This window comes from Pseudomonas sp. RL_5y_Pfl2_69 (genome assembly GCF_963970465.1).
Classification (GTDB): Bacteria; Pseudomonadota; Gammaproteobacteria; order Pseudomonadales; family Pseudomonadaceae; genus Aquipseudomonas.
The window spans coordinates 131,557-146,147 of record NZ_CAXAOU010000010.1 but is presented as its reverse complement, the minus strand read 5'-3'; the positions used below and the strand labels follow the sequence as shown (position 1 = coordinate 146,147).

Annotated in this window: 12 protein-coding genes; 6 read left to right on the top strand and 6 right to left on the bottom strand. The window is 60.5% G+C overall.

Going from position 1 to position 14,591, the window contains the following annotated elements; all coding sequences use genetic code 11:
- Positions 1-17: 17 nt before the first annotated feature.
- Positions 18-2,537, bottom strand: a complete 2,520-nt coding sequence (gene hrpB, locus AACY07_RS17655) for an ATP-dependent helicase HrpB (protein ID WP_339476444.1) — start codon at positions 2,535-2,537, stop codon at positions 18-20.
- Between the two features lie 98 nt (positions 2,538-2,635).
- On the opposite strand from hrpB, the gene AACY07_RS17650 reads away from it, so the two are divergent.
- On the top strand, positions 2,636-3,055 hold the full coding sequence (locus AACY07_RS17650) for a polyribonucleotide nucleotidyltransferase (protein ID WP_339476441.1): 420 nt from the start codon (positions 2,636-2,638) through the stop codon (positions 3,053-3,055).
- A gap of 29 nt (positions 3,056-3,084) precedes the next feature.
- Positions 3,085-3,978: a cation diffusion facilitator family transporter gene (locus AACY07_RS17645; protein ID WP_339476438.1), complete on the top strand. Its 894-nt coding sequence runs from the start codon at positions 3,085-3,087 to the stop codon at positions 3,976-3,978.
- Between the two features lie 98 nt (positions 3,979-4,076).
- Here AACY07_RS17645 and AACY07_RS17640 read toward each other — a convergent pair whose 3' ends face one another.
- Entirely contained in the window at positions 4,077-5,180 is a 1,104-nt protein-coding gene (locus AACY07_RS17640; RefSeq protein WP_339476435.1) for a DUF6515 family protein, read from the bottom strand.
- Between the two features lie 412 nt (positions 5,181-5,592).
- Between AACY07_RS17640 and AACY07_RS17635 the strand changes: the two genes are divergently transcribed.
- Positions 5,593-6,072, top strand: a complete 480-nt coding sequence (locus AACY07_RS17635; protein ID WP_019824171.1) for an Lrp/AsnC family transcriptional regulator — start codon at positions 5,593-5,595, stop codon at positions 6,070-6,072.
- A gap of 185 nt (positions 6,073-6,257) precedes the next feature.
- Positions 6,258-6,467, top strand: coding sequence for a DUF2788 domain-containing protein (locus tag AACY07_RS17630; protein ID WP_016779292.1), 210 nt, complete (start codon positions 6,258-6,260; stop codon positions 6,465-6,467).
- On the opposite strand, the gene AACY07_RS17625 is transcribed toward AACY07_RS17630, so the two are convergent.
- From AACY07_RS17625 to AACY07_RS17610, 4 genes are all read right to left on the bottom strand, one after another.
- On the bottom strand, positions 6,462-7,028 hold the full coding sequence (locus tag AACY07_RS17625) for a pseudouridine synthase (protein ID WP_339476525.1): 567 nt from the start codon (positions 7,026-7,028) through the stop codon (positions 6,462-6,464). The two genes, AACY07_RS17630 and AACY07_RS17625, sit on opposite strands and share 6 nt — an antisense overlap.
- A 136-nt stretch (positions 7,029-7,164) precedes the next feature.
- A complete protein-coding gene (amn, locus tag AACY07_RS17620; RefSeq protein WP_219262642.1) occupies positions 7,165-8,637 on the bottom strand; it encodes an AMP nucleosidase in 1,473 nt (490 codons plus the stop codon).
- Positions 8,638-8,752: 115 nt separating this feature from the next.
- The gene (locus AACY07_RS17615; RefSeq protein ID WP_339476431.1) at positions 8,753-10,402 is read right to left on the bottom strand and encodes an acyl-CoA dehydrogenase family protein; all 1,650 of its coding nucleotides are present in this window, start codon (positions 10,400-10,402) and stop codon (positions 8,753-8,755) included.
- A gap of 75 nt (positions 10,403-10,477) precedes the next feature.
- Entirely contained in the window at positions 10,478-12,865 is a 2,388-nt protein-coding gene (locus AACY07_RS17610; protein ID WP_339476428.1) for a hybrid sensor histidine kinase/response regulator, read from the bottom strand.
- 285 nt (positions 12,866-13,150) lie between these two features.
- Between AACY07_RS17610 and AACY07_RS17605 the strand changes: the two genes are divergently transcribed.
- Positions 13,151-13,948 (top strand): hydroxymethylpyrimidine/phosphomethylpyrimidine kinase, encoded by a 798-nt coding sequence (locus AACY07_RS17605; protein ID WP_133077002.1) that lies wholly within the window; start codon positions 13,151-13,153, stop codon positions 13,946-13,948.
- A 17-nt stretch (positions 13,949-13,965) separates the two neighbouring features.
- Positions 13,966-14,589, top strand: coding sequence for a thiamine phosphate synthase (thiE, locus tag AACY07_RS17600; RefSeq protein ID WP_133077003.1), 624 nt, complete (start codon positions 13,966-13,968; stop codon positions 14,587-14,589).
- The last annotated feature ends 2 nt before the right edge of the window (positions 14,590-14,591 follow it).

The window sequence follows — 14,591 nt, the reverse complement described above, 5'->3', positions numbered from 1 at the left end:
GACTACAGGTAGTTGCGCTAGGCTTTACGCGGCTTGATCCGGGCCGTGGCTTCGGCCACCAACGGATCATCGGGCCAGTAGTGCTTGGGGTAACGCCCCTTCAGGTCTTTCTTCACCTCGGCATAGGTGCTGCGCCAGAAGTTGGCCAGATCCTGGGTCACTTGTACCGGTCGCCGTGCAGGCGACAACAGGTGCAATTTGACCACCTGACGCCCGCCCGCAATGCGCGGGGTATCCGCCAGGCCGAACAGTTCTTGCAGGCGTACCGCCAAAATCGGTGGGTGCTCGCTGTAGTCCAATCGCACCGATGAACCCGACGGCACCTTGATGTGATGGGGCGCCAGTTCGTCGAGGCGCTGGGGCAGCGGCCATTTGAGCAAGTTATGCACAATGCTCGACAGGTCCAGGCCGGCAAAATGACTCAGCCGCGAAACCCGTCCCAGGTAGGGCGCCAGCCACTCCTCAAGCCCGGTCAATAGCGCAGTATCGCTGACGTCCGGCCATTCGCTGTGGCCTTGAGCCTGCATCTCAAGCTGACGCAACAGGGCCACTCGCGCCTGCCATTGACGCAGTTCGGGCGTCCACGGCAACAACTCCAGGCCTTTGCGCCGCACCAGATTGATCAGCGCTTGCGTGCGCGCCGCCTCGTCCAGACCGGTCAACGGTTCGCGACTGAGTACCAGTTCGCCCACTTTGCGCTGGCGTTCAGCACGCAACACGCCTTCACGTTCATCCCAGTCAAGCTGATCGACAACGCTGACCTGCTCACTCAGCACGCCATCCAGCAGCGCGGGATCAAACTCGGCGGCCAGGTAGATACGCTCTTCGCGCTGACCCTGACGGCTGCCCAGGTCTGCGATGACCAACCAGGGCTGCTTCATCAGGCCGTCGACTTCGCTGAACAGCGCTGCCCGGCCATTGGCCAGCCGATACTCCGCACCACCGGGCTTGCGTTGCTGGGCAATTCGGTCGGGGTAGGCCAGCGCCAGCAAGGCGCCCAGCCAGCGCGGGTGGTCGGGGTCGGTCACCGGCTGAGTGGCCTTGGCCCGCAAATAGCCCCGATACTGACGGGCCAGTTGTTTGGCGCGCTGCACGCCTCCTTGACCGCCCCGTGAGGCGCGGCTTTCACCCGAGAGCAAGGCCAGGCGGCTGTGCACATCCGCCCCGGCGCCGCGCAAGATATCGCGCTCACCCAATAACGCCGCCACGTCGCTGGCCATGTCAGCCAGGCCCAAGTCTTGCCCGCGAAGTAACAGATGGGCGATACGCGGGTGCGCAGGCAGTTCGGCCATCGTTTCGCCATGCGGCGTGAGTTTTCGGTCGCGCAAGGCCCCCAGGCATTCCAGCAATTGCTGAGCCTGTGCATAACTTGCCGCGGGAGGCACATCGAGCCAGATCAATTGCTCCGGCGTCACGCCCCAGCGCGCCAACTGCAACGCCAGCCCGGCAAGGTCTGCCTGAAGGATTTCAGCACTGCCGTAGGCGGCCAGTTGCCCGTGCTGGTCTTCTGACCACAGGCGGTAACACACACCGGGTTCCAGTCGCCCGGCACGACCAGCGCGCTGGGTGGCACTGGCACGGGAGATACGCTGGGTATCGAGACGGGTCATGCCGCTGCCCGGGTCAAAACGCGGCACCCGTGCCAGCCCGGCATCGATGACCACGCGCACGCCGTCAATGGTCAGGCTGGTCTCGGCAATGTTGGTGGCCAGCACCACTTTACGCAGGCCCTTGGGCGCCGGTTCGATGGCCGCCCGCTGAGCCGCCAGATCCAGCTCACCGTGCAGCGGGCACAGCAAAATATCGCTGCGCGAGCCCAGCGCGTCAGCCAATTGCTGATTGACCCGGCGAATCTCTGCCTGCCCGGGCAAGAACACCAGCAGGCTACCGCTTTCATCGTTGATGGCATCGAGGACGGTCTGCACCACTCGCGGCTCGATAAACTCGCCGGGCACAAAGGGCCGCCCCCAGCGCATCGTTACGGGGTACATGCGCCCTTCACTGCGCAGGATCGGTGCATCGCCCAGGATGCTGGCCAGGCGCTCGCCCTCAAGGGTGGCGGACATCAGCAGGATTTTCAGCGGTTGCTCGTCGCGAAACAGCTCACGGCCATTGAGGCTCAAGGCCAACGCCAGGTCGGCATCCAGACTACGCTCATGGAACTCGTCGAAAATCACCAGGCCTACCCCTTCCAGCGCCGGGTCGTGCTGCAGGCGGCGGGTGAGGATGCCTTCGGTGACCACTTCGATACGGGTATCGGGACCGACTTTGCTGTCGAGACGAATCCGATAGCCCACGGTTTCGCCGACTTTTTCACCCAGTTCACTGGCCAAACGCTCGGCGGCTGCACGGGCAGCAAGACGCCGGGGTTCGAGCATCAGAATTTTCTGACCGGCGAGCCACGGTTCATCGAGCAGGGCCAGCGGAACACGGGTGGTTTTACCAGCGCCGGGGGGCGCTTCAAGCACGGCTTCATGGCGCTCGGCCAACGCCAGGCGCAGTGCAGGTAAAACTTCATCAATCGGCAAAGAAATCATGGTGGCTCCAGAACAGAGCGGCGAGTATAACGGCGAACAGTTGAGCATTAAGCGCGGTCTTAATGATTCAGTCCTTTAAGCGTCTTCGAGGTTTTTGTATGCGTATGTCTTCCCGTGTGATCGGCGGTGTCGTGGTTGCGGCCCTGCTCAGCCAATTGACTGCCTGCGGCAGTATTTTCTTTCCCGATCGTCGTGGACAGATCGACGGCAAGATCGATCCCATGATTGCTGTGCTCGATGCCGTAGGCCTGCTGTTTTATGTGATTCCGGGCCTGATCGCATTCGGTGTCGATTTCGCCACCGGCGCGATTTACTTCCCGCCAGGCAAAACCGCACAAATCGCCCCGGAAAAACTGCGCGAAGCCATTGGCCAAGACGGCAAGGTCGATAACGCCAAGCTTCAGGCCATTCTCGAAAGCGAGTTGGGCCGCAGTTTCCCGCTGAACGACCCGCGCCTGATCCAGCACAAGGGCAGCGCACAGCAGTTGGCCATGTACGGTTTGCAGCCCGCCGCCTGAAGCCCGTCGCCCATGAACAAGGAAGCGCCATGACTAGCAGCACGGAACACGCCCGCCTGTTACGCCTGGCCACCCGTGCGTCGGTGGCGGTGGCGAGTCTGTTGATCGTGACCAAGGCAATCGCATGGTGGCTCAGTGGCTCGATCAGCATGCTCGCCGGGCTGACCGACTCGCTGCTCGATGGCGTGACCTCGTTTCTCAATTTGCTGGCCGTGCATTACGCCTTGCGCCCCGCCGATGAAGATCACCGCTACGGTCACGGCAAGGCCGAGTCGCTGGCCGGCATGGGACAAGCACTGTTTATCGGGGTGAGTGCAGTATTGATCGCCTTTCAGGCCGTCGAACGGCTGAAAAACCCCGAGCCGGTGGGCGCACCGTGGATCGGAATTGGCGTGATCGTATTTTCGCTGGTGATGACCGTGGCACTGCTGATGCTGCAACACCGGGTGATCAAGGCCACAGGCTCCAATGCCGTGCGTGCCGACTCGCTGCACTATCGATCGGACCTGATGCTCAACGGCAGTATTTTGCTGGCGCTGGTGCTCGCCAGTGTTGGCTTTCCTCAACTGGATGCCTGGTTTGGTCTGGGGATTGCGGTGTATATCCTCTGGAGTGCGATCCAGATCGGGCGTGAGAGTTTTGCCGTGTTGATGGATCAGGAGTTACCGAGTGACATCAGCGAAAACATGCTGTCATTGGCCTGTGCCGTGCCGGGGGTACTCGGCGCTCACGACTTGCGCACACGTATCTCGGGCACTGTCTGGTTTGTGCAGTTTCACCTTGAGCTGCCGGGCGAGCTGACCCTGTCCGCAGCCCATGCCATCTGCGACCACGCCGCCGACGCCATCAAGCAGGTTTACCCCCAGGCTGAGGTGCTGGTGCACGCCGACCCGAAGGAAGTGGTTAGGGGCAAAACCTTGTAGTCGCTGCCGCAGGCTGCGAAGGGGATCGCGGAGTCTTTGAGACAACGGGTTGCTACGCAACCCTTCGCAGCCTGCGGCAGCGACTACAGGTGTTCAGGTCAATACGTCACCTGATACCCGCGGCTGCTCAGGCAATTGCCTTGCGCCTGACGATAAGCTTGCACCAGGGCCGGGTCAGGTGCGTAGGTGAGTCTGGCAGGGTCAAACCCGCTTTGATCAACAGCCCAGCGGTAGCAGTCATAGCGATCCTGATCGACTTGCGCCGGGCTCTGGCCATTCATCGGGTAAGCCACCACGTCATAGCCATTGCTCACCGGTTGCTGGGCAGTCGGGGGTTGAACCACGATGTAGTCCTGGGTTGCGGGTTGATACGCGTAGTACGCACCCGCCGCCAGGAACATCAACGTGCTGCCAAACCATACTTCCCGCGCAAACTCAGGCAAATACCCTACGCGAATCCCATAGGGCGGTTGAACCACGATGTACCGCGGGCCTTGTGGGCGATACCAGTAGCCGCCGGAAAAGAAGTAATCCTGACCGCGATAGGGCACTTGCCGGTACTGACCGGGAAAACGGTCAATCACGTAACCGGGCCTGTGTTGAGGCCCCGGACCCCAGCCATTTCCGTTCCCCGGGGGGCGCCCGACCCAACGCTGGTCGTTGGGGTGACGATTATTGGCGCCCGGGTAGTAACCGCCGCCGTGCCAATTCTGATTGCCACCCCGGTTCGGGGCCTGGGTCTGCTGCACTGTATCTGGACGAGACTGAATCGACAGGTTATTACCGGGCTGGACCGGGCGCGCTTGAACAGGGGCTGCGCCCTGTGGACGCCCTTGCCATTGACCGCCATGAGACTGCGCATTCTCTTGTGACGGCCTGTTTTCAGGGCGGGGCGAGTTGTCTGGATGACCCTGCGGGCGCCCTTGCCATTGACCGCCATGGGACTGCGAATTCTCTTGTTGCAGCCTGTTTTCAGGGCGTGGCTGGTTGTCTTGATGGCCTTGGGGGCGCCCTTGGTTGAACTCCTGGCGCGGCTGATTATTACCGCCCTGCCCTTGCTGCCCGTGTTGCTGACCACCATTGGAATGGGCGGGGCGAGCTTCTTGAGGACCGCCTTCACCTCGTTCATCGGCCAATAACTGTCCGCTGACACTCACACAGAGCACGCCAACTGTAGCCAGATGCCAGATGCGCGGTTTCATGCTGTTCCTCACTGCGGGTTAGGTCTTACAAATAAGACTAGGATTTATAGAACCAGTTCTGTGGGAAACAGCCGGGTAAAACTTATTTTTGGCAAACGAAAAAAGGGCGACCCGTCGGTCGCCCCTTGAATTTTCAGTCCTGGCTCAACACTTGTGATGTTGGCTCACCTCGCGCCGTCTTCTGGACAGTGCGTAGCCCGGGGGCCGGGACACCCCTGTGGGGTTGGCGGCCGCGGCTGGCCTGATTCGGCGGGCCGCTGTGGACTCTATGTCCGGGCAGTGATTCTGTTAATAAGAATAGGCTTGAGGGCACAGCAGGCGATTGCGAATATTGCTCGATAAAACATTACTTGCGCAATTTTTGACTTAAGGTGGATACTTTCACGCAATAGTTATGACAAAGGGTAACTTCGTGAGCAAACTCGACCGGTATGACCTGAGCATTTTGGCGGAATTGCAGCGTGACGCACGCATCTCTAACCAGGAACTGGCCGAGCGCATCGGCCTGTCGCCATCACCTTGCTCACGCCGGGTTAAACAGCTGGAGGATGATGGCTACATCAGCCGGCAGGTGGCGCTGCTCGACCGTAAGCTGCTGGGTTTAAGCCTTACGGCCTACGTGCTGATCGGCATGGACCGACACACGCCAGAGCGTTTTGAGAATTTCGAAGCCTGTATTCGCAACCTGCCCCAGGTGTTGGAGTGCAGCCTGGTGACCGGCATGGACGCGGACTACCAGCTCAAAGTGGTGGTAGCCGACATGGATCACTACCAGAAACTGCTGCTGGGGGAGCTGACCCGTATCGAAGGCGTGACCAGCGTGCGCTCGAGCTTTGTGCTCAATCAGGTGCTTAACAGCACCGAGTTGCCGTTGACTCACTTGCGCACGTAATCCTGTGGGAGCGGGCTTGCTCGCGATGCAGGCAACGCGGTTTGACTGAAAAACCGCAGCGCTCCCATCGCGAGCAAGCCCGCTCCCACAAAGGCGCTGATACCCAGTACCCAGATCAATAGCCGCGTCGGCGCCTTGACGTATACTCCTACGGCTTTTTCCCACGATGACGCCGGAGAATACCGATGGATCCTGCCGTACTTGAAGAATGGATGATGACGATTCTGGTCAGTGTGCTGATCATTTTCATGGCCTTTATCGTCTGGGATCTGGCGAAGAAGTCCAAAGCCGGGCGCTTCGGCTCAATGATTCTGTTTTTCGTACTGGGCCTGGGTGTTGCGGCGTTCATCATCAAAAGCGTGGTGATCGGGCTGATCGAATCCGGCGCGCTATAGCCGCGCTGGCACTTCCTTGTATTGCCCCTGCTCCAGCCCTTCAATCGTCCAGTCGCCAATCCGCACCCGCACCAGACGCAAGGTCGGCAGGCCCACCGCGGCCGTCATGCGCCGTACCTGACGATTGCGCCCTTCGCGAATCACCAGCTCCAGCCACGACGTGGGAATGCTTTTGCGAAAGCGCACCGGCGGGTTGCGCGGCCATAGCTTCGGCTCTTCCAGTGCCCGTGCTTCGGCTGGCAGGGTCTTGCCATCGTTGAGCTCCACACCCTCACGCAACTGCTGCAATTGCTCTGGCGTGGGCTCGCCTTCCACTTGTACCCAGTAGGTCTTGGGCAATTTGTGCTTGGGGTCGGCAATCCGCGCCTGTAGCTGGCCATCATTGGTCAGCAGCAGCAAACCTTCACTGTCCCTGTCCAGTCGACCGGCCGGGTAAATGCCCGGTATGGGGATAAAATCCTTGAGCGTCGCCCGCCCGCCTTCGTCGCTGAACTGGGTCAGCACATCGAAGGGTTTATTGAACAGATAGAGCTTGGGATCAGACGGCGGCGCCTTGGCCACACGGCGATTGGCAGTTTGAGGGTTTGGACTTTTCGAGGCCGGGCGGCGTGGGGCGGGACGAGACATGACAAAAAAGGACATCTAGCGATCAGGGCTGGCAATGCTAGTCCCCCGATCGCTAAATGACCATCACCGATCAACGGAACGGCGGTTCGTCGAAGCTGCGCAGTTTGCGCGAGTGCAGGGAGTTGAGCTGGCTGCGCATCAAGTCCACGGCGGCAATACCGATTTTCAAGTGCTGGCTCACGGCCCGCTCATAGAAAGCGTTGGCCGAGCCCGGCAGTTTGATTTCGCTGTGCAAGGGTTTGTCCGACACGCACAGCAGCGTGCCGTACGGAACGCGCAAGCGATAGCCCTGGGCCGCAATGGTGCCGCTTTCCATGTCAACGGCCACGGCGCGGGACAGGTTGATCAGCGGGCGCTCCTGAGCCCAGCGCAGTTCCCAGTTACGGTCGTCATAGGTCAGTACGGTGCCGGTGCGCAGGCGTTTTTTCAGTTCTTCGCCGCGTTCGCCGGTGACCTGTGCCGCCGCTTCCTGCAACGCCAGTTGCACTTCTGCCAGAGCCGGAATCGGAATATTGGGCGGTACGACCCGATCCAGAATCCCGTCGCGACGCATGTAGGCGTGGGCCAACACGTAGTCGCCGATGGTTTGCGACTGACGCAGGCCGCCGCAGTGACCAATCATCAACCAGCAATGGGGACGCAGCACGGCAAGGTGATCGGTGATGTTTTTCGCGTTGGACGGGCCGACGCCAATGTTCACCAAGGTCACGCCGTGACCATCGCTGGCCTGCAGGTGATACGCCGGCATCTGGTAACGATGCCACACCACTCCTGCCGCAATGGCCTGGGCTTCGCCGTAGTCCATCGATTTTTCGATGATCACGTTGCCCGGCAACACCATGCGCACAAAGCGCGGGTTGTCCCGCAGTTGCTCAAGGCCGTGCAAGATGAACTGATCGACATAGCGATGGTAGTTGGTCAGCAGAATCCACGGCTGCACATGGCGCCAGTCGCTGCCGGTGTAGTGCACCAGGCGGCGCAGCGAGAAGTCGACCCGGGCAGCGTCGAACAGCGCCAAGGGCAGCGGATCGGTGTTTTCCCAATCGTACAGGCCATCTGCGATGCCGTCGGTGGCGGCGGACAGGTCGGTGCTGGGGAATACGCGCGCCAACGCGGCCGCGGTCACTCCGGAACCGGCAAGTTCATCCCCTTGTTCGACCACATAGGGATACGGAATATTTTGCTGGCTGACACCGACTTCCACCTCAACGGTGAAATCGCGCATCAACGGCACCAACTGCTCCAGCAGGTAGTTACGGAAAGAGGCGGGATGGGTGACGGTGATGCTGTATGTGCCCGGCAATTGCACTTTGGCGTAAGCACGGGTCAGGGTGGGGATTTCACCGTGAATGGTATTGGTCAGTCGCAGTTCCGGGTAGCGGAACAGGGCGCGCTCTTCGGCACTGGGCTCGACTCGGTCTTTCAGGTAACGCTTGAGTGCCTGGCTCAACGCGGTGGTTGCGCGCTCGTGGAGGGCAGCGAGGCGATCAACGGCCTCTTCAGCGGTGGAAACGACAATAAAAGCTTCGGTCACGATAAGCATCCTGTCTTCTGAACGGGCAGGCCTTTATCTTGCCTGTATCGAGGGGCAAAGACAGCTACAAATGTAGGCATGCCACTGATTTTATGTGGGTGATTTCCTGTGGGACCTCACATGTTCAGGGGATCCCAGGGGTTGAGCGAGCAACGATCGCAGCCACATTCAAACCCCTTGGCAACGTACCGTAAACCCGGCCGCTGTTTTGCAGGCGACTGGCGATAAAGGCGTCGCTGACATCACTGTTTCCCGCTTCCAGCAATAACTTTGCCTGCAGGCCCAGGGCGATATTTTCTGTCAGTTGCCGCGCGCGGTATTGAATGTCATCGGTGTCTTTAAAGTCGGTTTTAAGCTGTGCAATGTGCTGCGCCAGACGCGCATCACCGTGCCCGTCACCCAGCTCGGCAAACAGCGCATCCAGGACTCCGGGCTCTTTGGACAGGGCTCGCAGCACGTCCAGGCATTGCACATTCCCCGAACCTTCCCACGTTGAATTCACCGGCGCTTCGCGATACAGACGCGGCAGAATGCTGTCTTCTACATACCCCGCGCCGCCCATGCATTCGGCCGCTTCGTTGATCATGGCCGGAGCCCGTTTGCAGATCCAGTACTTGCCCACCGCCGTCACCAGCCGGGAAAACCGGGCTTCTTGCGGGTCGTCCAGGTGATCCAGCGCGCGCCCCATGCGCAAGCTCAAGGCCAGCGCGGCTTCACTTTCAAGCGCCAGGTCTGCCAGTACGTTCTGCATCAACGGCTGCTCTGCCAACACCCGCCCTCCCACCAGACGGTGAGCACAATGATGGCTCGCCTGGGTCAGCGCCTGACGCATCAAGGCGCTGGAGCCGACCATGCAATCGAAGCGGGTCATGGCGACCATTTCAATAATCGTCGGCACGCCGCGCCCTTCTTCGCCGATCATCCAGGCCAGCGCCCCACGAAATTCGACTTCACTGGAGGCGTTGGAGCTGTTGCCCAGTTTGTTTTTCAGGCGCTGGATATAGAACTCATTGCGGCTGCCGTCCGGGCGATGGCGCGGCAGCAAAAAGCAGCTCAGGCCCTTGTCGGTCTGCGCCAGGGTCAGGAAGCCGTCACACATCGGCGCCGAACAAAACCATTTGTGGCCCAACAGTTCGTAGGCCTGCCCCGCTCCCTTGGCTCCCACCGGATACGCCCGCGTGGTGTTGGCGCGCACATCGGTACCGCCCTGTTTTTCAGTCATGGCCATGCCCAGGGTCACGCCGGCCTTTTGGCTGATATCGACATTGCGCGGGTCATAGTCAGTGGCCAGCACTTTGGGCAGCCAGACAGCAGCCAGCTCGGGTTGCAGGCGCAAGGCCGGCACGCTGGCGAAGGTCATGGTCAAGGGGCAGCCGCTGCCTGCTTCGGCCTGGCTGTGCAGGTAGGTCATGGCGGCGCGGGCCACATGGGCACCGGGTTGCGGGTGCGTCCAGGGCAAGGACGGCAAGCCGTGCTCAATCGCCGTGCGCATCAGTTCGTGGTACGCCGGGTGAAACTCCACCAGATCGATCCGATGCCCATAACGGTCATGGCTGACAAACTGCGGTTTGTTTTCATTGGCCAAAAAGCCCGCGACCATCAACGGGCCACCCGCCAGTGCACCGTACTCATCGATCCGCGCCTGTGCCCAGCCCGCACCAAAGTGCTGACTCCACTGTTGCAGCACCCGATCGATCCGGTACAGGTTCACGCCGTCCAGAGACGGCGGCTGATTGGTCACTTGGTGGGTTTCAGCGTATTGATGCAGGTTCATTGCGCGGGCTCCTCTGGCGCTTGCCAATAGAGCCAGTGAAGCACGCATCTGCACCTAAACAAGTGGCATAAACGCCTAAAACTCTGCGTTCTTGCTGCCTTCCTGAATCAAAAGCCGCTGTGCCAAGGCGTGTTGCAGCGCCTCAAACCGTAGCGGCTTGATCAGGTAATCGGTGATTCCGTCGACCTGATCACGGGCCTGATGGGCCTCGAGCTCGGACTCGAACAACGCCAGCACGGGTAGTTGCGCGCACGCAGCCAGTGTCAGCAACTGGCTGCCTATCGATGTACCCGACACCAGCGCCAGCGGGCACGCCAGCAACACTGCATCGACCCGCTCGCGGCGCAGTGCCTCTATCGCCGCCTGCCCGGTGTCGACACTCAGCACGCGATAACCCAGCTTGAGCAACATGCCTCGCACCATCGCAGGGTTGGAGGGTTCCTCAACCAGCAGGACAACACACTCCCCGGGGGTGCGAACCAGGGTCTGGGCGTGGGCCGATACGGGGTGCGGCTGCGGGACTTGAACCGGTGACTCAAGCTCCAGCAACAGTTGGAACTGTGAGCCCTGCCCGGGCTGTGAATGGTGAGTCAGTCGCCCGCCAAGCAGCTCCACCAGACGTCGACAAATCGCCAGGCCGATGCCTAAACCACCATATTCGCGCGTCATGGAACCATCGACCTGGAAGAAGTGCTGGTACAACTCGGCTTCCTCCTGATGTACGAAACCGATGCCGCTGTCGATGACATTGAACGCCAGCGCCCAACGCCCGGCGTCTGCGGCTTTGCCGGTAACTCGCAGGACCACGCCACCTTCACGGGTGAACTTGATGGCGTTATCCAGCAGGCACTCAAGGCACTGTCGAATTTTCTCGGCATCGCTTACCCAGTGATCGGGTAGGTTGCGTGCCACTTCGTACGAAAACTCCAGGCCTTTTCTACGCGCCGCTGGCCCGAACTGATCACTCAGCCCTTGCAGCAGTTCATTCAGACTGAACGGGCGAGGACGGGCCACCAGTCGACCCGCTTGCAGTTCTGTCAGCACCAGGATGCCATTGACCATGTGCATCATTTCGCGCGCAGAACCTTCTGCCGTCTGGGTGTACTGCGCAAGCTCAGGGCTCATGTCCAGGGTTTTGATCAGCTCCAGAGAGCCAATCACGCCGTTCATGGGGGTGCGCAACTCATGGGTAACGGTTGCCAGAAATTCATCTTTCAATTGGTTGGTACGCGCCAGCTGCTGGTTCATGGCGGCCAGCTTTTGCCCGGACTCTTGCAGCGTGCGCGCCTGCAGGTCACGCATGGCATTGATCCGGTCGGCAAGCGCCAGCGACAGCAGCCCCACCTCAATCGCCGAGCCGATCTGGCTCGCGTACATGGTCAGGAACACGTTTGGCAGATAGCCCAGCACCATCAGCGTATTGACCAGCCCCCCGAGCAAAAAGGCCGACCAGGCGATCACAAAGTAGCGCGCGACCCGCAGCCCTCGTATCCAGGCCACCACGCCGGCGGTAAAAATGGTGACGATAAACGCCAGCGCCAGGCCAGTGGCCAGGCGCAACGACACGGCATAGCTGGTGGTCAATGCCAGCACCATCACTAGGGCACCCACTGCCATCAGGAGCATCAGCGCCCGATCAAGCCAGCGACTGTGGGAGGCGGTGTGCAAAAAGGAGCGGGCAAACTGGCAACCGAAAAACGCCGACGCCCCAATCAGGAACGGTGTGGACGCATTGGCCCACCACGGGTTGTTCGGCCAGAAGTACTGCACCGCTGCGCCATTGACTGACAGCTGATACAAGCCAAAGGAGCCGATGTAGAAGATGTAGTAGAGGTAACTGGTGTCGCGCACGCTGAGGTAAATGAACAGGTTGTAAACCAGCATCCCCAGCAATACGCCATAAATCAGGCCCAGGATATAAATCCGTACGGGCTGTTCTTCGAGGTACGCCTGGGCTGACCACAGCGTTAACGGCGCCTGGACCGAGCCCTGGCTGGCCAGGCGCAAGTACAGGGTCTGGCTTTGCCCCGGGGTGAAGTTGAGTTCAAACAGGTAGTTGTTTTCTTTGATCTGACGATTGTCAAAGGGCAGCGCATCGCCCGTACGTTCGGCGAGTCGGTAGTTGCCTGCGGCATCAGCCAGGTACAGTTCGATGGAATCAAGCGGCGGATAGGCCAATTCCAGCAGCCAGGTGCGATGTACCTGCGGGTCTAGTGGCTGATAGTGCAAATCCACTTTGACCCAGAAGGCCGAGTGCGAGTAGCCCTCGTTCAGCGTGTCTTTGGTGTGTGGCTTGAACAGCTCGTCGCGGGCGGTCACCTCTGCCAGAGTCGCTTCGCCGTCCACGTCTTCGAAGACTTGCATCACGCGGCCCAAGGGCAGGCTTTGTGTGGTTTCGTCAAACGTGACTGCGCCAGCCAGCATCGGTAGCCAGCCCAACAACATCATCAACAAATAGCGCATACAGCCCCAACGTAGCTCACTCGATAAACTGCGTCAGCCCATACTCCCTCTGGGATGACGTCGCCCGAATGACCGGTTATTAATTTGAAGGCACTCTAACATAGCCATTAATGGCACATACACACCATGCCAAAAATCAATGCAAAGGCTCTAGATCGGGCATTACAGCGATAAGCGAGTTTTCAAAAGGAAAATTTGTCAGGGCAATCAAAAGCTTATAACCAACATTTAACTGCACACGGACCAAGCGCCCCAAAAAACCGTTTGGTGGTAAGCTCGCGCACCATGAATATCTACAGCTCTCGCCCCGTTGTCCTCTGTCTCTCCGGCCATGACCCCAGTGGGGGTGCCGGCTTGCAGGCAGATATCGAAGCCCTGCTGGCTCAAGGCTGTCACGCCGCCCCGGTGGTGACCGCCCTGACTGTGCAGAACACCGTCAATGTCCGCGACTTCCGCGTGCTGGATCGTGAGTGGGTGCTGGCCCAGGCCGACGCCGTGCTCAGCGACTCCACCGTTGCGGCGGTCAAGCTGGGCATGCTCGGCTCACTGGAAATGGTCGACACCGTGGTCGAACTGCTTCAGGCCCACCCGCATCTGCCAATGGTCTGCGACCCGGTGTTGCGCGCAGGCGGCGGCGGGCGACTGGGCAAGGACGAAGTGGGCTACGCAATGCGCGAACGCCTGCTGCCCCTGGCCACCATTGCCACCCCCAACCTTCCCGAAGCCCGCATCCTGGCCGAACTGCCCGAGGGCAGCGCTGATGAATGCGCAGAAAAACTCCTGCCCTTTTGCAAGCACCTGCTGATCACCGGCGGTCACGGTGATGAACACGAAGTCCATAACCGCCTGTACAGCCGCGACGGTAGCCGTCATACCTTTACCTGCCATCGCTTGCCCGGCAGCTATCACGGCTCGGGTTGCACCCTGGCCAGCACACTGGCCGGACGGCTGGCCATCGGTGAAGAACTGGTCAGCGCCGTGCAGACCGCGCTCAACTACACGTGGCGCACCCTGCGCGATGCCGAGCAACTGGGGCAGGGGCAGTTTGTACCGCGCCGCTTGCCGCTGGACTTCTGCTCGTAACGAATGAGGCACGAACCATGACACTGCGCGGCCTGTATGCAATCACTGACAGCCAACTGCTGGCCGGCAAACTGCTGCCCTACGTTGAGGCGGCCCTGGATGGCGGCCTGACGCTGTTGCAATATCGCGACAAAAGCAACGATGACGCCCGTCGCCTTCGCGAAGCCGAGGCCTTGCGCGGTTTGTGCGAGCGCTACAAGGCGCACCTGATCATCAACGACGATGCCGAGCTGGCCGCGCGCCTGGGCGTGGGCGTACACCTGGGGCAAACCGATGGCCCGCTGACACCGGCCCGGGCACTGCTCGGGCGCAATGCCATCATTGGTTCCACCTGCCATAGCCAGATTGAGCTTGCCGAGCAGGCCGCCAAGGAAGGGGCAAGTTATGTCGCCTTTGGCCGCTTTTTCAATTCCAGCACCAAGCCCGGCGCCCCGACCGCAACCCTGGACGTGCTGGACCAGGCTCGCGCCCGGCTCAACCTGCCGATTTGCGTGATTGGCGGCATTACCCTGGACAACGCGGCCCCACTGGTTGCCCACGGCGCCGACCTGCTGGCCGTGGTGCATGGCCTGTTTGGCGCCCGGGACGCCCAGGAAGTCACCCGCCGCGCCAAGGCGTTCAACACCTTGCTGTCTATTTAAAT